General features: G+C 61.3%; 20 protein-coding genes. 15 read left to right on the top strand and 5 right to left on the bottom strand.

Annotated features, from left to right (window positions below; all coding sequences use genetic code 11):
• Positions 1–75 precede the first annotated feature (75 nt).
• Positions 76–576, top strand: coding sequence for a GNAT family N-acetyltransferase (locus FHS81_RS02070; RefSeq protein WP_183750354.1), 501 nt, complete (start codon positions 76–78; stop codon positions 574–576).
• Between the two features lie 74 nt (positions 577–650).
• Here the strand turns inward: FHS81_RS02070 and zigA are convergent, their stop codons facing one another.
• On the bottom strand, positions 651–1,871 hold the full coding sequence (zigA, locus tag FHS81_RS02065; RefSeq protein ID WP_183750353.1) for a zinc metallochaperone GTPase ZigA: 1,221 nt from the start codon (positions 1,869–1,871) through the stop codon (positions 651–653).
• Between the two features lie 201 nt (positions 1,872–2,072).
• Between zigA and FHS81_RS02060 the strand changes: the two genes are divergently transcribed.
• The 13 genes from FHS81_RS02060 (at position 2,073) to FHS81_RS02000 (ending at position 17,732) form a co-directional block, all read left to right on the top strand.
• Positions 2,073–3,542, top strand: coding sequence for an alkaline phosphatase (locus FHS81_RS02060; RefSeq protein WP_183750352.1), 1,470 nt, complete (start codon positions 2,073–2,075; stop codon positions 3,540–3,542).
• 65 nt (positions 3,543–3,607) lie between these two features.
• Complete coding sequence (locus FHS81_RS02055; RefSeq protein WP_183750351.1) at positions 3,608–4,066, top strand: hypothetical protein; 459 nt, start codon at positions 3,608–3,610, stop codon at positions 4,064–4,066.
• Positions 4,067–4,146: 80 nt separating this feature from the next.
• Positions 4,147–4,347 carry a hypothetical protein gene (locus tag FHS81_RS02050; protein ID WP_183750350.1) on the top strand — a complete coding sequence of 67 codons (201 nt, stop codon included), beginning with the start codon at positions 4,147–4,149 and terminating at the stop codon, positions 4,345–4,347.
• Between the two features lie 345 nt (positions 4,348–4,692).
• Positions 4,693–6,366 carry an aspartate-alanine antiporter gene (aspT, locus tag FHS81_RS02045; protein ID WP_246374397.1) on the top strand — a complete coding sequence of 558 codons (1,674 nt, stop codon included), beginning with the start codon at positions 4,693–4,695 and terminating at the stop codon, positions 6,364–6,366.
• A 79-nt stretch (positions 6,367–6,445) separates the two neighbouring features.
• On the top strand, positions 6,446–7,834 hold the full coding sequence (gene clcA / locus FHS81_RS02040; RefSeq protein WP_183750348.1) for a H(+)/Cl(-) exchange transporter ClcA: 1,389 nt from the start codon (positions 6,446–6,448) through the stop codon (positions 7,832–7,834).
• A 197-nt stretch (positions 7,835–8,031) separates the two neighbouring features.
• Positions 8,032–9,477, top strand: coding sequence for a metal-dependent hydrolase family protein (locus FHS81_RS02035; protein ID WP_183750347.1), 1,446 nt, complete (start codon positions 8,032–8,034; stop codon positions 9,475–9,477).
• A gap of 88 nt (positions 9,478–9,565) precedes the next feature.
• On the top strand, positions 9,566–10,360 hold the full coding sequence (locus FHS81_RS02030) for a DUF481 domain-containing protein (RefSeq protein WP_246374389.1): 795 nt from the start codon (positions 9,566–9,568) through the stop codon (positions 10,358–10,360).
• Between the two features lie 83 nt (positions 10,361–10,443).
• Positions 10,444–10,749: a YtcA family lipoprotein gene (locus FHS81_RS02025; RefSeq protein WP_246374387.1), complete on the top strand. Its 306-nt coding sequence runs from the start codon at positions 10,444–10,446 to the stop codon at positions 10,747–10,749.
• A 3-nt stretch (positions 10,750–10,752) separates the two neighbouring features.
• Positions 10,753–11,805: a multidrug transporter subunit MdtN gene (gene mdtN, locus FHS81_RS02020; protein WP_343052398.1), complete on the top strand. Its 1,053-nt coding sequence runs from the start codon at positions 10,753–10,755 to the stop codon at positions 11,803–11,805.
• The gene (locus tag FHS81_RS02015; protein WP_183750346.1) at positions 11,789–13,723 is read left to right on the top strand and encodes an FUSC family protein; all 1,935 of its coding nucleotides are present in this window, start codon (positions 11,789–11,791) and stop codon (positions 13,721–13,723) included. The genes mdtN and FHS81_RS02015 overlap by 17 nt, the downstream gene beginning before the upstream one ends.
• Positions 13,720–15,282 (top strand): TolC family protein, encoded by a 1,563-nt coding sequence (locus FHS81_RS02010; RefSeq protein ID WP_246374385.1) that lies wholly within the window; start codon positions 13,720–13,722, stop codon positions 15,280–15,282. Before FHS81_RS02015 ends, FHS81_RS02010 begins: the two co-directional genes overlap by 4 nt.
• Before the next feature lie 350 nt (positions 15,283–15,632).
• Positions 15,633–16,736 (top strand): linear amide C-N hydrolase, encoded by a 1,104-nt coding sequence (locus FHS81_RS02005; RefSeq protein ID WP_183750754.1) that lies wholly within the window; start codon positions 15,633–15,635, stop codon positions 16,734–16,736.
• Between the two features lie 141 nt (positions 16,737–16,877).
• A complete protein-coding gene (locus FHS81_RS02000; protein ID WP_183750345.1) occupies positions 16,878–17,732 on the top strand; it encodes a hypothetical protein in 855 nt (284 codons plus the stop codon).
• A gap of 57 nt (positions 17,733–17,789) precedes the next feature.
• Here the strand turns inward: FHS81_RS02000 and FHS81_RS01995 are convergent, their stop codons facing one another.
• From FHS81_RS01995 to FHS81_RS01980, 4 genes are all read right to left on the bottom strand, one after another.
• Positions 17,790–18,764 (bottom strand): AEC family transporter, encoded by a 975-nt coding sequence (locus FHS81_RS01995; protein WP_183750344.1) that lies wholly within the window; start codon positions 18,762–18,764, stop codon positions 17,790–17,792.
• A 241-nt stretch (positions 18,765–19,005) separates the two neighbouring features.
• Positions 19,006–20,634 (bottom strand): benzoylformate decarboxylase, encoded by a 1,629-nt coding sequence (gene mdlC / locus FHS81_RS01990; RefSeq protein ID WP_183750343.1) that lies wholly within the window; start codon positions 20,632–20,634, stop codon positions 19,006–19,008.
• Between the two features lie 258 nt (positions 20,635–20,892).
• Entirely contained in the window at positions 20,893–21,780 is an 888-nt protein-coding gene (locus tag FHS81_RS01985; protein ID WP_183750342.1) for a MurR/RpiR family transcriptional regulator, read from the bottom strand.
• Positions 21,781–21,940: 160 nt separating this feature from the next.
• Positions 21,941–22,147 carry a hypothetical protein gene (locus FHS81_RS01980; RefSeq protein ID WP_183750341.1) on the bottom strand — a complete coding sequence of 69 codons (207 nt, stop codon included), beginning with the start codon at positions 22,145–22,147 and terminating at the stop codon, positions 21,941–21,943.
• Between the two features lie 81 nt (positions 22,148–22,228).
• On the opposite strand from FHS81_RS01980, the gene FHS81_RS01975 reads away from it, so the two are divergent.
• Complete coding sequence (locus FHS81_RS01975; RefSeq protein ID WP_183750340.1) at positions 22,229–22,741, top strand: DUF3060 domain-containing protein; 513 nt, start codon at positions 22,229–22,231, stop codon at positions 22,739–22,741.
• The last annotated feature ends 14 nt before the right edge of the window (positions 22,742–22,755 follow it).

Raw genomic sequence — 22,755 nt, 5'->3', positions numbered from 1 at the left:
CGGAACTTGCTATGCTTCCGATAGAGGAGTTGCGCTGCTCGTGGTCAACTCTTCAAGCAGAGAGGTACATCTTACATGTTGATCCGCAACGAAACTCCCCGAGACATTCCGGTGATTGGGCGCATCATCACCGAAGCGTTTTTGGTGCTTCCACAATCGACTGGAACAGAGGCGGATATTGTCGAGAAATTGCGGGAGCAAGATGCGCTCAGCCTGTCGCTCGTGGCCGAGGATGAGGGGGAGGTCATCGGCTATCTGGCTGCCTCTCCTGCATCGATCGGGACACAGAGCGGCTGGAGCCTGATCGGTCCGCTTGCCGTTTTACCGGCCAGACATCGTCAGGGAGTCGGCAGCGCTTTGATGGCAGAGGCGCTTGGCCGCCTGCGGGCGGTCAGCAGAGGGGCGGTGCTGGCGGGCGATCCTGCCTATTATGGCCGATTTGGGTACCGGGCACTTCCCGGGGTTGAATTGGCCGGGCTTCCGCCAGAGGTGGTTCAGGTTCTGCCCTTTGACGATGCCGAGCCACATGGGAAGGTGCGTCATCATCCGGCATTCGGCGTCGGCGAAAGCGAGTGATATGGAGCTGTGCTTCTCCATATCACTCAGGATGCAAGTTGACCTGCTTCGGTTCAACCGCCGCAGCTCTGTGTTTATCCCTGCGTTGCCCAGCGGGGGAATGGGTCGGGCAGGTTGCTGAAGGCTTCGGCGTTGAAGGGGCCTTCCTCGTCGGCGACCAGGCAGCGATCAAGTTCGGCGCGGATGGCGGCTTCATCCATGGACGTGCCGATGAACACCATTTCCTGCCGACGGTCGCCCCATATATCGTTCCAGTGCCGTTTGATCACGGCCTGCCACTCTTCGTCGGCGGGCCAGCGGGCGCGCGGGATGGCCGCCCACCAGCGCCCCATCAGAGACACCCGCGCCAATGCGCCGGCCAGTGAAAAGTCGCCAACCCAATCGGGGCGTGTTGCTAGCCAGAAATGTCCTTTGGCGCGGATGAGGCCCGGCCAAGTCGTGTTGATGAAGGCGTTGAACTTTTCGGGGTGGAAAGGCCGCCGCGCTCTATAGATAAAGCTCTGGATGCCGTATTCTTCCGTTTCGGGTACGTGATCCTTGAATCCGTAAAGCTCTTTCACCCAAAGCGGATGCTCTTGCGCTTTTTCCTCGCTGAAAAGGCCAGTATCGAGAATGTCGCTGAGCTTCACCTGCCCGATATCGACTTCTATAATCCGTGCATCGCCGTTCAGGGACATGACGACCTTGCGCACCAGATCCAATTGCTCTGGCGGCACATCCGACTTCTTGTTGATGACGACCACATCCGCGAACTCGATCTGCTCGACATGCAGATCGACAAGCGTGCGGTTGTCGTCTTCGCCGGCCGTTTCGCCCCTGTCGCTCAGAAAGTCGGTGGAGGTGTAATCCCGCAGCAGATTAACTGCATCGACGACCGTGACCATGGTGTCAAGGCGGGCGATGTCTGACAGGCTGTCGTCGTTTTCATCCCGGAAGGAAAACGTCGCCGCAATCGGCAATGGCTCGGCGATGCCAGTGCCCTCGATGAGGAGATAGTCGAAACGCCCCTCCTCGCTCAGGCGGCGCACTTCGACGAGAAGGTCGTCGCGAAGAGTGCAGCAAATGCAGCCGTTGGTCATTTCGACGAGCTTCTCATCCGTGCGGGAGAGATTGGCTCCGCCGTCACGCACCAGATCAGCGTCGATATTGACTTCGCTCATGTCATTGACGATGACCGCGACCTTTTTGCCCTCGCGGTTGTTCAGCACGTGATTGAGAAGCGTGGTCTTGCCCGCGCCAAGGAACCCCGAGAGCACGGTGACGGGGAGACGGCTGTCGGACGGCACATGGGACATAATACGAACCTTAATTGCTATGTTATAATGTTTCAATTTCTAGCAAAGGGTGCTCCGGCCTGTCAACGCCTGGCTTCAGGGCTGAGAAATACACCGCGATTAGTGGCCTTCACACCTGCCCCGTCTCTCAAATGCAATGTTATTTTGATACACCCCGCAGGGGACAATAAACCCGTTTATTTCCGCTAACGGAGACCTGTCATGACCCTTCTCAGGAAAATAGCTGTTGGCCTTTGCTTTGCATCGGCCATGGTATCGCCAGCTTTCGCGCAGGCACCCAAGGCCAAGAACGTCATTCTGCTGATTACCGATGGCGCTGGCATTGAAACGTGGCGTGCCGGAAGCTTCTTCCGTCACGGTGCGCTTGGTCATGAAGCGTACGACGACTTCGACGTGCAGATTTTCTCGTCGACCTATCCGCTGAATACATCCAACGAGCCCACGAAAACCAACGAAGGCTCCGTCACCTTCGATCCTGCCAAGCTGTGGGACGACGCGAAGGTCGATACGGTATTCGAGGGTAACCTCGGCTCGTACCCCGGCTTCTTTGCCGGTTATGACTACACGCGCGCCGACTTCACGGACAGCGCCGCCGCTGCAACCGCGCTTGCATCCGGCACCAAGACCTACAACAACGCCATCAACTGGTCCAACGACGACACCCAGCTGAAGCACATCGGCGAATACGTGGTCGATTCCGGCCGTTCGCTGGGCGTCATCACCTCGGTCGAGTGGACGCACGCAACCCCCGCCGGCTTCCTTGGGCACAACCGCAGCCGCAACGATTATGCCGCACTCGGCAAGGAAGTTGTCGACAGCGGCCTCGCGACTGTCGTGTTCGGCACCGGCCACCCCTATTTCAAGGGCGACGGCACGCGTATCGAGAACCCCACGGACAAGGACTTCCGTTTCGTTGGCGGCAAGGAAACCTGGGAGCGCCTGACCGGCGGCCAGACCGACTACGCCCATATCGAAACCAAGGAAGACTTCGAGAAGCTGGCTGCCGGCGAGCATGACCTCGGTGGCAAGTCCAAGGTGATCGGCACGGCGCAGAACATCGCGACGCTGCAGTTCAACCGCCCGGGCGTCACGGCTGGCAACCTGCTGGACAACACCCCCAGCCTGCCGACGATGACGAAGGCCGCGCTGAACGTTCTTGAAAAGAACGACAAGGGCTTCTTCCTTATGGTCGAGGGCGGCGCTGTCGACTGGGCCGCACACGCTAACAACTTGCCGCGCCTGATCGAAGAGCAGATCGATTTCAACGAAGCCGTCGAAACCGTGGTGGAGTGGGTTGAGAAGAACAGCTCGTGGGATGAAACGCTGGTGATCGTCACCACCGACCACGGCAACGGTCTGCTGCAGGGTCCGGATTCCAACACGGTCGCCTACAGCCCGATCATCAATCAGGGTGCAGGCGCACTGCCGCTGGTGCGTTGGAACACTGACAACCACACCCGCGAGCTGGTGCCGGTTTATGCCCACGGCGCAGGCGCCGATTACTTCACGAAGATCGCCAAGAAGGACGATGGCCTCGCGATCTACAACGTCCCCGAGGAAAGCCGCGTGTTCATCGACAACACCGACATCTTCCGCGGTGCGCTGGATGCCTTCGGCATTCAGGAAGACGCCAAGAACGAAGAAGCCAAGAGCGAAAACGCCAAGAACTAAGCAGCTGTCATCCATGATCCGCGAAGGGCTGCCGTGCGGCCCTTCGCAACCAACGGAGGCTGGTGATGTTCCAGCATAGTCGTATTCTCGCCGCCGCTCTGGCGCTTGCCACGGTCTGCACGCCCGCATTCGCGCTGGATAACGCGAAGCCGATCACGCAGAGCGACAAGGCCTGGGCCACGGTTCGCAAGGCTGTCCGGCAAGGCGACGTCGTATCGATCGAGCTGCGCTTCGAAACCGACTATCCCGGTTACTCGGGCGAGACGATCTATGAAAAGCTTGATGACGGCGCCATCGACAACGTCATTTACCTGTCGGCGGGCGATCAGCGCTTTCCGCTTCATCGCACCGATGGCAAGGTTGCCGCACCGGCTGAGCTGAAGCTGAAGTTCAACTACAATCCCGACAAGAACCCGCGCGTCGGCGACTGGAAGGCGCAGTTCGACGCGCCGCCCGCCGATGCTGGCGATATCATGCTGACATTGCCGAATGTCGCACCCATCGGCCCGATCACTCTCAAGTGAGGGTGGCGGCACATGCCGCATCGTGCCTGCCCCATCCTGCCCGGCCAAAAGTGTCGGAACCAGTTTCAGGAGCCAAGTTCATGAGCGAAAACGCCCGCACCAAGACCCTGCGCGCCCGTGGCGACACCGGGGTCGTCTATACGGTTGTCGAGACTCATACCGTCGATGACACCGGCACGAAGCAGGTGTCCCATGCCCTTTCCGACGGCCGCAAGGTCGAGAAGGTCGGCGACGAACAGTTCGAGATCGTGGAAACGAAGGAACTGCTGTCCTGGATCTGACCGGGACAGCCTCTCCTGATTACCGATTGCGACCCACCCTGCGTTCGGCGCGATAAGACCGCCCCGGACGCAGGCTGTTGCGCCGAAACATGAGCGGCGGCTGCATCGACGGCATCGGTGTCGTCGCATAGGAAACATTGGTTTCCTGCGTATTGATCAGCGAAAAACAGTATCCGTTCATACGCATGATCTATAGCAAAAATCGGAAGATCTTCCAAAGGATACGGGAAAACACCGGCTTGAAAGCAGTCAATGCGGAGCATGACTTTTATTTGCGATTTTCGTCCTCTATGGTCGGCGCCGACCTGAGTCGATATTGCGAGAGACAAGTCCATGTTGCATTGGATGCTGACAACGCTTCGGAGCAATCCGGAAATTGCCGTCTTTCTGACGGTGGCTATTGGATATCCGCTCGGAAAAATCGAATATCGCGGCTTCAGCCTCGGTTCCGTGACGACGACATTGCTGGTTGGCATTCTCGTCGGCCAACTTGATATTGCTGTGTCGCACGATCTTGCGATGGTGTTCTTCCTGCTGTTCCTGTTCGCCGTGGGTTACGGCGTCGGGCCGCAATTCGTGCGCGCGTTAGCGCAGGATGGTGCCAAGCAGGCGCTTTTCGCAACGGTTGTCAGCGTGGTTTTCGTGGCCACCGCTTATATCGTCGCTCGGGTGGCAGGTTATGATGCGGGCTATGGCTCGGGCCTGTTTGCGGGCGCCTCCACGGTTTCCGCCGCGCTCGGCCTCTCCACCAATACGATTCAGGGACTAGGCCTTTCGCTTGAGCAGACGCGGTCCATGGTCGGGGCTCTGTCGACCGCTTTCGCCATGACGTACATCTATGGCACCGTCGGGTCGATCTTTATCATCTGCCAGATCGGGCCGCGGCTGTTGCGCATCGATCTGCCATCGGCCTGCCGCAGTTACGAAACCCGCCTGGGCGGGTTAGGCGATCCTGCCGATACCTCGTGGCACCACTTCATCATCCGCGCCTATCACCTCTCGGATAACGCCCCGCAGGTGGGCAAGACCGTCGCGCAGGTGGAGGACAGCCTGCCCCACTCCCGGGTGTTCTTCGACCGCATCCGCCGCGCCGACCAGATGATCGACGCGCATGAGGACACCGTGTTGCAGGCCGGGGATACCGTCAGCGTCGCCGGTGCGCGGGGAACCCTCGGCATGCTGTTCTCGCGCGGCTCGGAGGAGGTCGAAGATCCCGAGATGCTCGACGTGCCCGCAGGTGGCACGGATGTCGTCGTGACCAAGCGCGCCTATGACGGCAAAACGCTGTCGGATCTTGCCCACGACCCGCTGACCCACGGCCTCTTCCTCGTCCGTATTCGCCGGGGCGCATCGGGCACGGATATTCCTGTGCTGCCGCAAACGCAGATCCATCGCGGCGACGTTCTCACCGTGATTGGCCGTCCGCAGCGCATTCGCGCGGTGCTGGGCGTCATCGGGCGGGCGGACTTTTCCACCACCGAGACCGATGTCACGGCAATATTCCTCGCCATTGCGTTGGGCGCGCTGATCGGCATCCCGATCGTGACAGTGGCCGGCGTGCCGCTCACCTTGTCGATGGCCGGCGGTGTGCTTATCGCAGGCATCGCCGCAGGGTGGCAGCGCTTCGTCTACCCCGCCTTCGGCAACGTTCCGCCACAGGTGACGTGGTTCATGAACGTGGTCGGCCTCAACATATTCATTGCCGTGATCGGCATCACCTCCGGGCCGAGTTTCGTCGCCGGCGTCCAGCAGATGGGCTTGAGCCTGTTCCTGTGGGGCATGGCGGTGACGACCATTCCCATTATCATCGCGCTTCTCATCGGCAAGTATATCTTCCGTTTCGACGATGCGCTGGTGCTTGGGTGTTGTGCCGGGGCGTGCATTTCCACGCCGTCGCTGGGCATGATAGCGAGCCAGGCCCACAGCAAGGTGCCGGCGCTTGGTTATACGGTGCCCTATGCGGTGTCCAACACGCTCCTGACCATTGGCGGCATCGTGATCGTGCTGTTGCTGCAATGACGGGAATGCCGACTATACAGGGACGGGCCTGCATCGCGGACCCGCACAACACGACCCGCCAGCCCACGGGAGACCGCCGTTGAGTGCCGATAACGAGACCTCGCCAAACCGGCGAAGCGACGCCCTGTTCTTCCTCGCCGCCATCGTCGTGGGGGCGCTGGCGGGGGTTGTCGGCACAGCGCTTCATCTTGGCGTCAACGAGGCGCTGGCCTGGCCAACGCTCCTGAAGTCCGGACTAGACCAGGCCGGCGTTGCCATCGGGGACGGCGGGCTCCTGCTGCTGACCGGCTGCATTTCGGCCCTCATGGTGCTTGCGTCGGTTTGGCTGGTGCGCAACTTCGCACCGGAGGCTAGCGGTTCTGGCGTGCAGGAAATCGAAGGCGCGATGGTGGGACTGCGGCAGGTCCGCTGGCGGCGCATCCTGCCGGTCAAATTCGTCGGCGGCTTTTTGTCGCTCTCGTCCGGGCTGGTGCTTGGCCGCGAGGGACCGACCATTCATCTTGGCGCATCGATCGCACAGGCAGCATCGCAATGGCTGAAGCTGCCGACCAAGGATGGCTACGCCCTCCTGGCAGCAGGCGGCGCGGCGGGCCTTGCGGCGGCCTTCAGCGCGCCGCTGGCGTCGATCCTGTTCGTGATCGAGGAAACCCGGCGGCAGTTTCCATACTCGCTCAAGACCTATACCGGCGTGATGTTCGCCTGCGTCATGAGCGGCATCGTGACGCAGGAGCTTGCCGGCGTGCGGCCTTTCATGGCTATCGACGTGCCGGTGACGCCTCTGGGCTTGCTGCCGGCCTTCGTCGGGCTTGGCGTCGTTCTCGGCGTGGCGGGCGTTGTGTTCAACAGCTGCCTCGTGCGATCCATGGATTTCGCCCGCGCGCTCGGCAACCGCAGCTCCTTCTATATCTTCCCGGCGCTGGCGGGCTTTGCCGTCGGCATCCTGCTGGTGCTGAATCCGGATGCGACCAAGGGCGGTGAAACGCTGGTGGTGTCCATGGCGACAGCCAATCTGGCGCTGACGAGCGTGGCGGTGATCGTGCTCATCCGCTTCGTAATGACGATGATCAGCTACTCCACCGGCGTTCCCGGCGGCATCTTCGCGCCGATCCTCGCGCTGGCGACGGCGATGGGGCTGCTTTACGGCCTCATTCTGGAGGCTGCGCTGCCGTTGCCTCCCGGCGCGGTGATGGCGCTGGGCGTTGCGGCGATGGGCGGTCTTTTTGCGTCCACGATCCGCGCGCCGCTCGTCGGCGTGGTGCTGATCGCGGAGCTGACAGGCTCCTACGACGTGCTTCTGCCCACGCTGATTACCGCGATGGTGGCCAACATCGTCGCGGATTGGCTCGGCGGACGCCCGATCTATGAAGTGCTGCTGGAACGCACGCTGCGGCAGGCGGGGGAAACCCCGCCCGCTCCCATCGAACAACCACAGACGGGCCAACGCATCGGCGGATGGGATCAACGTTGAAACGCTCGGGCAAGGTCGGCGTGCGAGAATGCACCGATACACCGTCATAACCGGCGTGCCCGAATGATCCCGTCAAGCCTGTCTCATCCCGTCTGTCTTTTGCCGGACATGCCATGCGTACAAAATAATACAAGTGCGACGTGGCATGAATCCTCCATGACATGCGGCCCATGCCGGGCCTGAACAAGAGAAGTATCATGACGAACGGCCAGCAACCCTCCAACTGGCATCTGGGCGCCGGGTGCCTTTGCCACAGCCCGCAGATGCGGCGCATCACCTGCACGGTGGAAGAGGCGCTGTCCCGGCGCACAGTTCTCAAGGGGCTGGCGGGTGCGTTCGCCGTTGGCGCGCTGGGGCGAGCCCTGCCTGCCGCCGCTGAAGCCCCCAAGCCGATCGTTCTGGCCAACGCCCGTATTTTCGACGGCGTTGCCGCCGACCTCATCGACGGCCGCGACATCGTCGTCGAGGCCGGGCGCATCAAGGCTCTGGTGCCGCGCGGGCAAGCCGTTGAGAATGCGCAGGTCATCGATTGCACCGGCAAGGTGGTAATGCCTGGCCTTATCGATGCGCACTGGCACACGTTCATGGCGGCGGTGCCGCAGGCGCTCGCGATGACGGCGGATGCCCCCTACATCCACCTGCTGGCCACCCAGGAAGCCGGACGCACCCTGCTGCGCGGTTTTACCAGCGTGCGGGACGCCGGCGGCCCTGCTTTCGCGCTGAAAAAGGCCATCGACGAAGACCGCTTCCCGGGGCCGCGCATCTATCCTTCCGGGGCGATGATTTCGCAAACCGCCGGTCACGGCGACTTCCGCTTCCGCAACCAGATTCCGAGCACGCCGATGTCTCCCCTCAGCCCGGCAGAGAAGGAAGGCGTCACGATCATCGCTGACGGCATACCGGAGGTGCTCAAGCGCACGCGCGAGCAATTGCTGCTGGGCGCCAGCCAGATCAAGGTGATGGTCGGCGGCGGCGTGTCATCGATGTACGATCCGCTCGACTCCATCCAGTTCACGGCTCCAGAGATCAAGGCCGCTGTCGACGCGGCAAACGACTGGGGCACGTATGTTTGCGCGCACGTCTACACCTCCGCCGGCATCGAGCGTGCTCTGGCCTGCGGTGTTCGCAGCATCGAGCATGGACAGCTTGCCGACGAAGAGGCGGTGAAGCGCATGGCGGATGCCGGCGCATGGTGGAGCCTGCAACCATTCCTCGCCGACGAGGACTCGAATCCCAAGGCCACGCCACTGCAACAGGCGCAGCAAAGGGAAATCTCGGAGGGCACCATCCGGTCGTTCGAGCTTTTCCGGCGGTTCAACGTCAAGACTGCCATCGGCACGGACATTCTGTTCAATCCCGCCGGCACGCGCTCGCAGGGTCGGCAGATCGCCAAGCTGGGGCGCTGGATGCCGAACATCGACGTGTTGCGCCTCGTGACGAGCCAGAACGGCGAACTGCTTGCACTGTCGGGCGAGCGCAACCCCTATCCCGGCAAGCTCGGCGTCGTTGCCGAAGACGCCCATGCCGACCTGCTCGTGGTGGATGGCAACCCGCTGGAAGACATCAGCATCATCGGCGATCCGGACAACCGCATGAACCTCATCATGAAGGCGGGCACCATATTCAAGAACACGCTCGTCTAGGAAGCACCTGAGTAGAAAATACTTAAATATAAAATGCTTAAATATAAAATACTTGGCTAAGCATATTCGAATAGAAAGTATTTAGGTCATGAAAAATCATATTGCCTCACTGGTTTTCATCATTGCTCTTGCCATGATTTCCGGCACGGGTGCTGCTCGGGCGCAACAGCCCGCCTCCGCTGACACCGCCTCGCGCTGGACGGTGCAGATATCGCCCTATGCATGGGCGACCGGCCTGCGCGGCGACATATCGCCCTTTCGCCGCGGGCCATCCATCAAGGTGAACAAGTCCTTCAACGATGTGATGGACGATCTGAAGTTCGGCGGCTTCGTCAATTTCTGGGCGCGATACGACCGATTCGTGCTCTCCGTCGACGCGATGTATGTCGACACCGACGATGCGCGCTCGATCGGGGCGCTGCCGCGCATCGGGCCGACGCCGGGATTGAGCGCGGGCGTGGACAGCACCATGTTTTCCGCCACGCTTCAGGCCGGATACCGCGTTTACGACACCCCCAAAGCCTCTCTCGACCTGATGGCTGGCGGGCGCTGGTGGCGGCTGTCGAATACGGCCACGGTCAAATATGATGGCTTCTCCATCTCCTATGGAGAGGACTTCGGCTGGGTTGATCCGCTGATCGGCGCACGGGCCTTTGTCCACCTCACCGACAAGTTGTCGCTCCTGGGGCAGGCAGATATCGGCGGCTTCGATGCCGGCTCGCAATTGACGTGGCAGGTTCTGGCGACAGTCAACTACGCCTTCACCGACAATATTTCCGGCTCCATCGGATACAAGGCACTTTCGGTAGATTATAATTCCTCCGGCCACGTTTTCGAAACGACATTTTCAGGCCCTGTTGTCGGCATGACATATCGCTTTTGATACTGATCTTCCGGGCGTTGCGTTTGTCACAAGCCTCTGTTAACCAGTTCTTTCAACAGGGTGAGGCGCGGGGTAGGACGCGAATGAGGATCAAGCCACGCGTGGGGCTGGCAGGCCGCATATCTGCGTTTATGGTTGCCGCGCTGGCGCCCCTGGCTATCGGGCTGGGGGGCTGCGTTGCAACTTCCAGCCCCTCGATCGAGTTTTTCGGCGCCTATTTCCCCTCATGGCTGGCCTGCACGCTGGCGGGCATCGTCGGGGCCGTGCTGGTGCGGATCGTCTTCGTCGCCGCTGGCATCGACGACGCCATGCCGTTCCGGCTGCTCATCTATGTCTGCATCGCCGCCTCTCTCGGCTTTATCGCGTCCATCATCGGCTTCGGGAGATAAGGCGTGGATATTACCCACAAGCCCTCGCCGGTGATGCGCACCATCGCCGTGGTCATCGCCATCGCCGCCGTGGTTTCCGCCGTCTATTTCGGCTGGCGTTACGTGCATAACGCCGACATGAATCCGCTGTCGCAGGATGCGGTGATCACCGCCAATGTCGTCAACGTCGCTTTTGCCCTCCCCGGACGCATCGTCAAGGTCGGCGTGGAGGAAAACGGCTACGTGGAAAAAGGCCAGGTGCTGGCCGAGCTTGATCCCCTGCCCTTCCGGCTGGTAGTGGAGCAGACCGCCGCTGACCTGAAAATCGCCGAAGCCGCGCTGGCGGACAGCGAGCGCACGGTATCCGCCGAACGCTCCAATGCCGTTATCGCGCAGGAGCAGGTGAAACGCGCCGAGGTCAACCTGCAACTTGCCACGCATACGCTGGAGCGGCTGCAGGCCTTGCGGCCCAAGGGTTACGTCAGTGCGCAGCAGGTGGATGATGCCGCCACGCTCAAACACGACGCCGAGGTGAGCCTGCGGCAGGCGCGGCATCAGCTTGAGGCGGCAAACGCACTCGTCAGCAATGCCGCTGCCGCAACGGCGCTTGTCGAGGCGCGCAAGGCGGCGCTTGCCATCGCCGAGCGGGCGCTTGCGGATGCCGTCATTCGCGCCCCCTTCTCCGGCCGGGTGGCGGGAACGGTGCCCACCGTGGGCGCTTATGCCATCACGGGGCAATCGCTGTTTTCATTGATCGACACCGGCGCCTGGTATGCATCAGCGAACTTTGTGGAAACGCGCATCCCCTCGATCTCGGTGGGGGATTGCGCGTCGGTTTACGTTCTTGCCGACCCCGCGACGCCTGTGCGCGGTGTCGTTGAAAGCATCGGCTGGGGCGTGGCGTCCGAAGATGTCATCAACCTGCCGCGCATCATGCCGCTGGTGCCGAAGAATCTCGACTGGGTGCGCGTCGCCCAGCGCTTCCCGGTGCGGATACGTCTGCTCGATCCGCCGGAAAACCTGATGCGCGCCGGCGCGTCCATCACGGTGACTGTGCATCATGGAACGCGCTGCTGATCCGGGGCCCTGGGGGGCCATAGGGCAGAAGGTCTGGCACGATCTGTTCGTGCGCACGCCCGGGCGCTTCGCGCTGACATGGCGGGTCGCGCTGATGTGCGCGCTCGCGGCGGGCGTCGCCATGATGTATCACGTGCCGGAATCCGCCATCGGCTGCTATCTGATCATCTTTCTCGCGCGCCCGAACGCCGCCCAGTGCGTAGGGCAGGCGCTGGGCGTGATCGTGCTGTCCAGCATCGTCGTGCTGACCATTGGTTCGCTGATCGAATGGACGGCGGAATCCGCCCTGCTGCGCATTGCCGTGATCGCCGGTATATCGTTCGCCTTCGTGTTTCTCGGCGCGGCATCGCAGCTTGGCGAACAGGGCTCGATCGTCGCGCTGGTGGTGGCCTTCATCCTGACCCTCGTCGATGACGTGCCGGCAGGCGAAATCGTGACCCGCGCGCTGATCTACGCCTGGCAGATGGCCTGCATGCCGATGGCGCTGATGATCGTGTTCTATCTGATCTTCGGCACCTCGCCGAACAGGCTGATGCGGGACACCGTCGCTGACAGGCTCGATGCATCCGCAAAGTCGCTTGAGAGCGGCGACGGCGGTTCGCTGCGCGATCCGCTGGGCGAGGGCAATGCCGATACCGGCCAGCAGGCCATGTTGGCACGACTTTTCAACACCGCTCCAGGCGCCACGGTGACCTGGCTGCTGGGCGCGGCCATGAACAGTTATCGCCTGATGCTGGCCGTTGCGGCGCAGCCGGTCGGGCTGGCTGCGGATGTGCGGGAGAAACTGGCCAACGCCTGCCGCGCCGGGGCGGAGGCAGTGCGCGCGGGCAAACGGCCGCAAGGCGTGCAGACGGAAGGCGTAGCGCAGAATGGCGCGACCGGCTCCACCGCGCTGGACACGATCTATGCGTCCCTGTCCGGTTTCGTGCGTGATAACGGCGGTAGCGGCGCGCAGCCGCTGAAGCAGCCGTTCTTTGCGCCCGATGCGCTGACGAACCCGGATTATCAGCTCTATGCCCTGAAAACCACGGCGGCGGCGGTCACCTGCTACCTGATCTACTCCCTCATCGGATGGCAGGGCATCCATACGGCCATGATCACCTGCTACGTCGCGGCGCTGGGCACCACGGCGGAAACCGTGCACAAGCTGACGCAGCGCATCTGCGGCTGCCTCATCGGCGCGGCCATGGGCTTTGGCTCCATCCTGTTCATCATTCCGCACCTTGAATCCGTGGGCGGCCTGATGGTGCTGGTGTTTCTGGCCATCCTCGTCGCGGCGTGGGTGTCCACCGGCAGCGAGATCATTTCCTATGGCGGCGTGCAGATCGGTTTGGCCTTCCTCCTCACCATTCTGAACGGCTTCAGCCCAAGTTACAGCATGAGTTCCGGCTGGGATCGCATCGTGGGTATCCTGCTCGGCAACCTCGTGGTCTACATTTACTTCACCAGCTTCTGGCCCAAGAGCGCGGCAACCGCCGTGCGCTCTCACCTGTCCGATGCGCTACTGGCGCTGTCGCGGATGGCCGCCATGCCTGCCCAGCAACGCATCGATGCGCTGGCGGAAGCGGAAATCGTCGAAACGCAAGCCGGGCAAGCCCGGGAGCAACTCCTGCTGCTGCCCTTCGAGCCGGCCTCCCAGCGCCCCGACAGAGCGCGTGTTGTGGAACTCGAAGCCCTGACGGATGAAATGCGCGCCTTGTCACGCACCTTGATGTTTTCGGATCAGCCGGCCCATGCTGAAGGTGTCGATACCCAAGATGCCGATGCCATTCCCGAGCGGCTGCGGCAGGTGGCAACGCTCATCCAGTCCGGCGCGCGGCACCCCGGCGTTTCCCCCGCAACGGAGACGGATACCAGCGGTGACATCGGCTCTCGCGTAACGCGGATCGAACGGCTCGCGGCAGGAGTGCAGGCATGATGCAACGGCTCACCTCCAGCCTGCGCTACACGAGGCACGGCAAGAAAGCGCCGTCGACTTTCGCCGCAACGGTTGCCGTCGCCGGTCTGCTGGCAGGATGCACTTCCGCGATGCTGGAGAACGCACCTGCGGATCCGTCGCAACCATGGAAGCCCCGCACCAGTGAAGCGCAGGCCGGCGCAAGCGCCTATGCGGGTAGCAGCCCTGACTTTTCCGTTCCCGCGGACCCTTCCGTCACGGCGTTGAAGGCCTCGTCCGACATCAACACAACGCGCGCCTACGGCCTCGCGGAGCTGATCGACATCGCCCAGAGCCATAACCCGACGACGCAGGTTGCATGGCAAACGGCACGGCAGGCAGCGCTGGCCGCAGGCATGGTGGAGGCGACCTATCTGCCGTTGATTACCGCGAACGTCATCGGTGGCAAGCAATGGGTGAACAATGCTCTGCCCGTGCCGATCCTGGGGCGCGATACCGAAACGACGACGATCAGCGGCGTATCTCCGCAAATTGCGCTGCAATGGCTGGTGTTCGATTTCGGCCAGCGCAGCGCATTGCATGAAGCCGCGAAGCACAATTCGACGGCGGCGAACATTTTGTTCAACGGCATCCACCAGAAGATCATCTTCGATGTGACGCGCACGTATTACGTTTACGGCGCGGCGCAGAACCGTGTCAGCATCAGCCGGCAGAACCTCGCCAACAGCCAGAAAATCCTCGCCGCCGCCGATGCGCGCGTTCAGAAGGGCATCGGCAACACGGTTGAGCTTGCGCAGGCACGGCAGGCCGTCGCGCAGGCGCGGTTCGGCATGGTGCAGGCCGAAGGACAGGCGCAGGATGCATATCAGGCGCTGTTGGCTTCGGCCGGTATTCCGCCGACGACGACCATCCGCATCAAACCGATCACCGGCCGCAAGTTGCCGGCGGATGTCGGCGCACCGACGGAGCGCCTGATTTCGGCCGCTCTGGCGCGGCGACCGGATGTGCTGGCAAGCCTTGCGGCGGCGAAAGCCAGCCAGTCCGGCATCAAGGCAGCGGAAGCAGAGTTCATGCCCAAGGTTTTCCTGGGCGCCGTGGCGGCGGATGGCAGCACACACCTCAGCGCGTCCGGCCTGCCCACCCTCGGGCAGCAGGCATCGGCATCGGGCTTCATGATTGGCGCAACCATGCCGCTGTTCGATGGCGGGCTGCGCGCGGCACAATTGAAGAATGCCCAGTCCGTGGCGCAGGTGGCGCAGACAACGCATCACCAGACGCTGAACGACGCCGCGCGCGAGATTGTCGTCAGCGTCAACACGCTGCGTTCGGCCCTCGCCTCCTATCGCGCCGCCTCGGCGCTGGCGTCGGCGGCAGCCGTCACCTACGACGCGGCACTGGAATCCTATAGCGCCGGTGTGGGCGACATCACGGTCGCGACCGCCGCCGACACCGGCCTTCTGACGGCCCGGCAGGCGCAGTCGGATGCTTACGCGGCATCGCTCGTGGCGGCGGCCAATCTGGCGTTCATGCTCGGCAGCATGACATCGCAGGAAGCTGCCGTCGGCATTGCCGGGAGATGAAGCTGAATAAAAGTTTACGTCGGGCTTTTTGAATTCATCAAAATGTCCGGCATCCTGATGTTCTTGTTACTGAGGGAATTTGTCCCATTTGCTTTGCTTGTTGTTGCAATGGCATAATGATATGCTCTCCTCTGCTTTATGATATTTCTTTTCCGGCAGGAAATCTGCGTTTCGACATGTCGGACGAAATAACGAACCAACTTTCGGGCGGCTTTCAATTGATGCCGTTCTTCATGTCCGGGTCTTGCAATGCCGCCGGCTGGCGGGAGCGGGAGACACCCACACCCATTGAGGATACCGGCGCGGCAGCGCGTCCCTCATCAGACACCAGCACGCGGAGAATTGCCGATATGTGTACCTCACTCATTTACAAGGACGCCGCCGGGAAGCCCTATTTCGGCCGCACCCTCGAATTGACCGTCAGCCTGCCTTATCAGGTTGCGCACATTCCGGCCGGGTTCAAGTTCTCGTCCAAGACCAACACGAACGCCGCGCTGGATTACGAGGCGCAGCACGCGTTCGTCGCCATCACCATGACGGACCGTCTGCCCACGGCCGACGCGCCGGTGGGCATTGGCGATCTTAAGGTGCTGGAAGGGCTGAACGACAAGGGGCTGACCTTCAGCCTGCTGTCCTATCCGGCTGCGGCGGGCCAGCAGACTGCTGTCGAAGCGACCAAAGCCGTGCTTTCCGCTTCCGATCTCGGAAGCTGGGTTCTCAGCCAGTTCGACTCCGTCGCCGCTGTGAAGACCGCGCTCGAACAGCAGCCTGTGCTGCTTCAGCCGCTCGCGATCCTCGGCGGGGTTGTTTCGCCGTTCCATTACGTCGCCCATGACCAGAGCGGCGCGGCGCTGGTGATCGAATTCGATAACGGCCAGATGAGGCTTTACGATAACCCTGTCGGCGTCATGACCAACGGTCCGCGGTTCGACTGGCATCTGACCAACCTCAACAACTACACGTTCCTGAGCAATGTCGATAAGTCGACGGCCACGTTCGGCTCCTACAACGCGTCGCAGCCGGATTCCGGCATCGCCACGCAGGGCCTGCCTGCATCGAACACCTCGGTAGGCCGCTTCGTGCGCGCTGTCTATTACGCCCATTTCACCGAAAAAGCGGCAACGCCGGACCTCGCCATCCTGACGGTCGGGCACATCATGAACAACTTCGACCGCGCGCGCGGCGTGTCCATCGACTATCCGGAAAGCGAGACCGCGAATCTGGAAGTCAAAGGCCTGCAAGCCGACACCTCGACGCCATATGCAACCGAGTTCACGAGCTGGACGAGCTTGTCCGACCTGGATCGGAAGCTGTTCCATGTTCGCGGCTACGGCAGCCTGAACTACGCCGCCATCGATCTGGGCGCACTGGCATCGAACACCGCACCGTCATTCGTGTCCCTACAGGATCTGAATGGCACCACGGCTGACGCCACTGCCGCGCTGAAAGCCTGACATGAATGAGGTCTCCGCGTTTCCATTGAAACGCGGAAACGCTCCAGACGGTGGGATACACCGTCGGCGGAGAGTCTTGAGGCGGAGCGGGTTGTTTGACATCAACCGCTCCACCGGCTCTCCTGCGAGGCAGGAGCCTGCATGATTATCAACCTGCCCTACCTGAAAGAGCTGCTTCCCATCAAGGTCGGAGGGCCGTGGCCCTTCATCACGTTTCGCAGCTATACGCTCGCTGGCCAGCACATTCTGTGGCTGTCGCGCCAGCACCGCAAAGGCCTGAACCTTGCGGCGCGTGCACTTGGCGATACGCAGCAGCCGTTCTGGCGCAGCAAGTTTTATAACCAGACCGTTGGCGCAACATTCGCGCTCGGGTCTTTCCTCTTCATGCTGGGCTGCGTGATGAGCCTCATCCCGGCATCGCCGTGGCAGCCGTCCGCGTTCTGGACCAACGTCGTCTTCTTCGCCGGGTCGATCCCGTTCACGACGGCGGGTTACCTGCAGCACTTTCAGGCTGCGAATGCGGGCTCGTTCAACGTCGCGGCCCAGCCAACAGCCCCGCCGCATATTTCATTCATCGGGTGGCATCCACGCAACGCCGGCTGGCTCAGCACGTTCACCCAGTTCCTCGGCACGATTGCGTTCAATTTCAACACGTTCGATCCGCTGGTTACGTCAGCCAACTGGGTGGCGCAGGATCTGGCTGTGTGGACACCGGGCATGGTCGGTTCGGTGCTCTTTCTTGCTTCCGGCTATCTTGCCTTCATCGAATGCGGGCATCGCTACTGGAGCTGGGAGCCGAAGGATCTCTCGTGGTGGATCGTGTTCATCAACCTCGTCGGCTGTGTTACGTTCATGGTGTCATCCATCCTCGCCTACGTGCCGGATGGCACGACTCCGTCGTGGGTGACGATGGCATCGACCATCAACCTGCTTATCGGCGCCCTGTGTTTCTTTATCGGTGCATTGCTATCGATACGCGAGAGCGACCTGACCTGACGCAAAAACGGCGCATCGGTGGATGCGCCGTTTCAGGCCGTTTGCGTTCAAGGCACTTTAGCCGGTGATCCAGATGAAGCCGCCCATCGTGATAACCGAGAGAATGGTGCTCCAGAACAGCGTCGAGGCCATTTCCTTCTGAGCGGTTGCGTACTGCACCGCAAAGATCACGGCGATCGAGGCCGTGGGAATAGCCAATGTCACCACCACCAGCGAGGTTTCGGTGGCGGATATTCCGAACGCGCGCATGCCCAGCAGGATGATGGCCGGCAGCACGATATTCTTCGCCGCAACGTTGATGACCACGGGGATGGATACGCTGACCTTCTGCGAGAACAGCACGATACCCACCGCGAACAGCGCCACGCCGCCCGTTGCCTGACCCAGCAGCGTGAACGAGCCCTTGAGGTAATGCGGCATGTCGAGGCCGACAAGCAGCAGCACGAACGCCAGCACCGGCGCCCACACCACCGGCTGACGCACCGCGTTCACCACAGCGTGCAGCGCAGTCGCGAGGCCGCTGGTCGCGGGTTTTGCAGTTGCAGCGCCGGCAGTTACAGGGCTGCCAGCGGTTTGGCTTGCACCAACGAGGAAGATCAGCGCCAGCGGCACCTGCACGAGATTCATCAACAGGCTGCTGACCGCGATGACGAGATCGGCATCGCCGGGAAACAGCACACCGAGTACCGGCGTGCCGACGAACGGAACCGCGGGACCGGCAATGGCGATAGCCCGCAAGGCCGCGACGCCGGACGATGACCGGAAGACGAACATCGAAACCGCAAAAACGATGACGAGGCCGCCGATCATGCCGATCGCCGTCCAGACGAACAGCGCGATATTGCCGGTGACTTCCGCCAGCGGCGTGCTCAATATCCCCGCAAACAGCAGCAGGGGCAGCGCATAAAGCATGACCATGCTGTTGAGGACACCGGCTTGTTGCTGGGTGAAATTATGTTTCCAGCCGGCAAAGAAACCAAGCATCAAGGTGACGATAATCGGCAACAGGGCCGTTACGATAGTTTCCAGCACAATACGCCCTCCGTGCTTCCGGCGTTTGCCGTTGGAAGTCATTCCGGGACAAAGAAACGCAAAAACCGATGTCTCAAGGCAATCTGCGTCCGGTTCGGCAGTAATGCCACAACGCAGATTGCCCTGAAGCAATGGCCATGCTCAGGGTTTGATTGTTGGACACGCCCTGCCGGCCGAATGTCTCCATCCGGCCGGAAAAACGTCTGTCGCTCTATACTTTATATTTTACCGCAACCTGCGTTCAGAGCAGCGGCGGAATGGTCGGCACGACCGGCACTTCGAGAACAGTCGGTCCCGAACGCGCGAATGCCTCCGCAACGGCCTTGCTGATTTCTTCTTCGGTTTCGAGGCGGAACGCTGTCACACCATAGCCCTTGGCGAGCGAAACGATATCCAGACCGGGCAGATCGAGGCCGGGCACGCCGGGCGTTTCCTCAAGCAGGGCGAAGGACTTCAAAATCGCATACTCGCCGTTGCGCGGCACTACGAACAGGATCGGCAGATTGTGCTGCGCCGCCGTCCACAGGCCCTGGATGGAGTACTGCAACGAGCCATCGCCGATGATGGCCAGCACGGGACGATTGGTGCCCAGCTCCCGCTCGGCAAGCGCGAGTCCAACCGCTGCCGGCAGGTTCCAGCCGAGGCTGCCGCTGGCGAAGGTGTAGAAGGAATCCTCGCGGTCGATCGGCCATGCGGTGTGCAACTCGCCAAGGTTCGACGGCGATTCTTCCACCAGTACGGTATCGGCCGGCGCGGCGGCGCGCAAAGTCTCGAAGAGCTGGAGCGCGGAAAGCACGCTGCCGGCCTGCGGCGCGGGCGCTGCAGGATGGGGCGCCAGCCGGTGAGCCTGCTTGGCGACGCTGTCGCTGGATGCGGGACGCGACTTCACGAGCCGGGTCAGTTCCTCCACCGCGAGCACGGCGTCCGAAAGCAGGCTGTCACCAACCGGGGCGCGCGCGGCTTCCGCCGGATCGTCGGTGATGTGGAGAAGATGCAGCCCTTCCGGCAGGTATTCACCGGCGACATACGGATAGTAGCGGAACACCGGAGCGCCAATGACGATAGCAACGTCATAACCTTCCAGCTTTTTCGACAACGGGCCCTTGGCGAACGGCAGGCCGCCGACGTAAAGCGGGTGCGTCTCGGGGAACGGCGGGCGCTCGGAAGCCGGAGCCGCGTAGACATCGGCATTCAGCTTTTCCGCCAGCGCGATCGCCTGCTGCCAGGCCCGGCCACGTGCAATCGACGAACCATAGATCAGCGCGAGCTTCTTCGCGCCGGACAGCGCGTCGGCGAACTCCGCGATACGTGCCGGATCGGGGCCGATGCGCGTTGCGACCGAACGCACGACGGCGGGTCCGGTTGCCGGCTTGTCCCAGTCATCCAGCGGGATGGAGAGGAACACCGGCCCTGCGGGCGGCTGCAGCGCCGCGGCATAGGCGCGGGCAAAGGCGGCGGGCACGTCCTCGGCGCGGACAGGCTCGTAAGCCCATTTCACCCACGGCTCCGGCAGGCGGGAGGGCTGAACGTTGGTGAGCCACGGCTCCAGCAGCAGCATCTCACGGGTCTGGTTGCCGGCGGTGATGATGAGCGGAGTCTTGTTCATCGACGCCGTGAGGATGTTGCTCATGGCATTGCTGAGGCCAGCGGCGGTGTGCACGTTGACCAGCGCGGGACGCCGCGTTGCCTGCGCATAACCATCGGCCGCACCAACGGCGGACGCTTCCTGCAGCGTCTGGATATAGGTGAAATCTTCCGGAAAATTCTTCAGGAAGGTTTCTTCCGTCGAACCGGGATTACCGAATATCTTCGTTATTCCCAGATCGCGCAGGAGCTGGAACGTGACATCGCGGATGGTCTTTTCAGTCATACAAGCCTCCATGAACTCAGACACTAACGATTACATGTCTTTATGCCCGATATATGACAATTAATAACGCGATTTTTTCGATCATATAATGAAAACTCCACTTGACATTAATATCTATATTACGAAATTAATAAATTTAATCTCATATGATTTATCGATTGTATTTCAGCATCCAGGTCGAGATGCGCTCCCAAACGCTAAAAGCATGAGGCCGGCAAGAGCCCGCTCAAGTGCAAACGCGCCAATTCTTCCCCGACCTCAGCTGTCAGGCCGACTGGCATCGGGCACGAATATGAGGGGGCGTTGCTCCTGAAGTGCTCCGATGGCCTCGTTGATTGCGTCGATCCGCCGCTGCTGCTCGCCGGCCCCCACGTGGCCATACATGCTGACGCGCGTCACGATCTGATGGCAGATCGCCAGCACCGATGCATGGTTGAGCAAGGTCGCGGATGTTCTGGTGCGGCACTGAAGGTGCCAATCCGTCTGCTGGCGGACCGAGGCACTTTCATCGGTGATCAGCGCGATTGCCGCTCCCGTCTCCCGGATGGCCCCGATCACCGCCTTGCTACCGGCAACGCAGCGACGCAGCGCAAACATCACGACGCAATCGCCATCCCCCATCGCCGCGATATGCTCGCCAAGGGTTTCGCCGCTCTGTGGGGCGACAACGATGTCGCGCACGAAAGGCCGCAACTGCCACGCAAGATAGCTCGCGAAACTGTGGCCGATACGCTCGCCGATGACCCATACTTTCCGCGCCTCAAGCAGGCGGCGGGCAAGACCATCCAGTTCTTCGGGCGGATTCTGCTGGAACGTCCACTCCAGATTGGCCCGTTCTTCCTCGATCTGACCGGCCTGATCCATCCCGTCGTTGCCATTGCTATGGGCTTGATAAAGCCGCGAGCTGGCATTGCTCTCTTCGCGGGCAGCACGGCGGGCCTGATCGTAATTGTCGAAACCAAGCCGGCGAACGAATCGCGACACCGTGGCCTTCGAAACCGACGACAGCCGGGCAAGTTCCTGCGCATCGTAACTTGCAAGTTCTCCAGGGAAGTCGAGCAGGAATTCTGCCAGCCGGCGCTCGGCTGGATGAAGATCCCCTAAAGCGGCGCGTACACGTTCAATGAAACCGGGCTGCTGAGACATGAAAAATTCCGAACACGACAAACATTCACCAACCTGCTAACGGGCAAGTCATCACTGCCCGACAATCATTCCCGGATACCAAACTATTACGCCCCCAACAACACACTCTCAATAAAATTTATAATTTATGCTGTATGCCCATAAGTAACGCATCATTTATTCAAAAGAAAAAACAATCAACATGTGTATCGATCTCATGTAACGGCAATTTCTTTTTGGCCATATACCTGCGCTGACCCACCGCCGGGGAATGACCCGTTTGTGATGGCAATTGATGAAACCGCGACGGCTGTGCCGGCATTTCATAACCGATGATTTTGCGCATATTCGCCGGCTCATAATGGCTTGCGAGGTGTTTGCGCGACATCCTGAAACCATATTGCGCCCGGTTTCATTACTGCCGGGGTGCGGTATAAGATGCTTGATTCAACAACCGGAGGATTCACCGATGCTGTTCAGACTTGTCATTACCGGCTGCCTGCTGGCCTCGACGAGCGCACTCGCCGCGCGGGAACTGGTGGTCAGGGGTGACAACCTGACGCAGACCGTGCGCTGCGACGGCCACGACGTGGATATATTCGGCGCGGGGAATCGCGTCTCCATCACGGGCGAGTGCCGCTCCATCGACGTGAAGGGCAATCGCCATACCGTGACGTTCGAGGATGTCGACGATCTCGATATCGAGGGTGCCGAGTCCACCGTTCGCGGCGGCGAGGCCAACAGCGTGGATATCGAAGGCCGTCGCAACAAGGTTGAAGTTGCCATTGACGGCGAGGATGAATCCGGCGAACTGGACATCTCCGGCAGCGAAAATCACGCCCGCATCACGGTTCTCAGCAGCATCGAAATCGATGTCGAGGGTGACAGCAACCGGGTCGAGTGGAGCGCCGCGACTGGCGTTCCCGAGCCTGTCGTGAGCACGGAAGGCCGCAATAATCAGGTGACCCGCGTTAATCGTTGAATAACCGATAGGTT

Source organism: Pseudochelatococcus contaminans, assembly GCF_014195635.1.
Taxonomy (GTDB): Bacteria; Pseudomonadota; Alphaproteobacteria; order Rhizobiales; family Beijerinckiaceae; genus Pseudochelatococcus; species Pseudochelatococcus contaminans.
The sequence above is the reverse complement of the archived record's forward strand: the minus strand, read 5'-3'. Positions and strand labels throughout refer to the sequence as shown.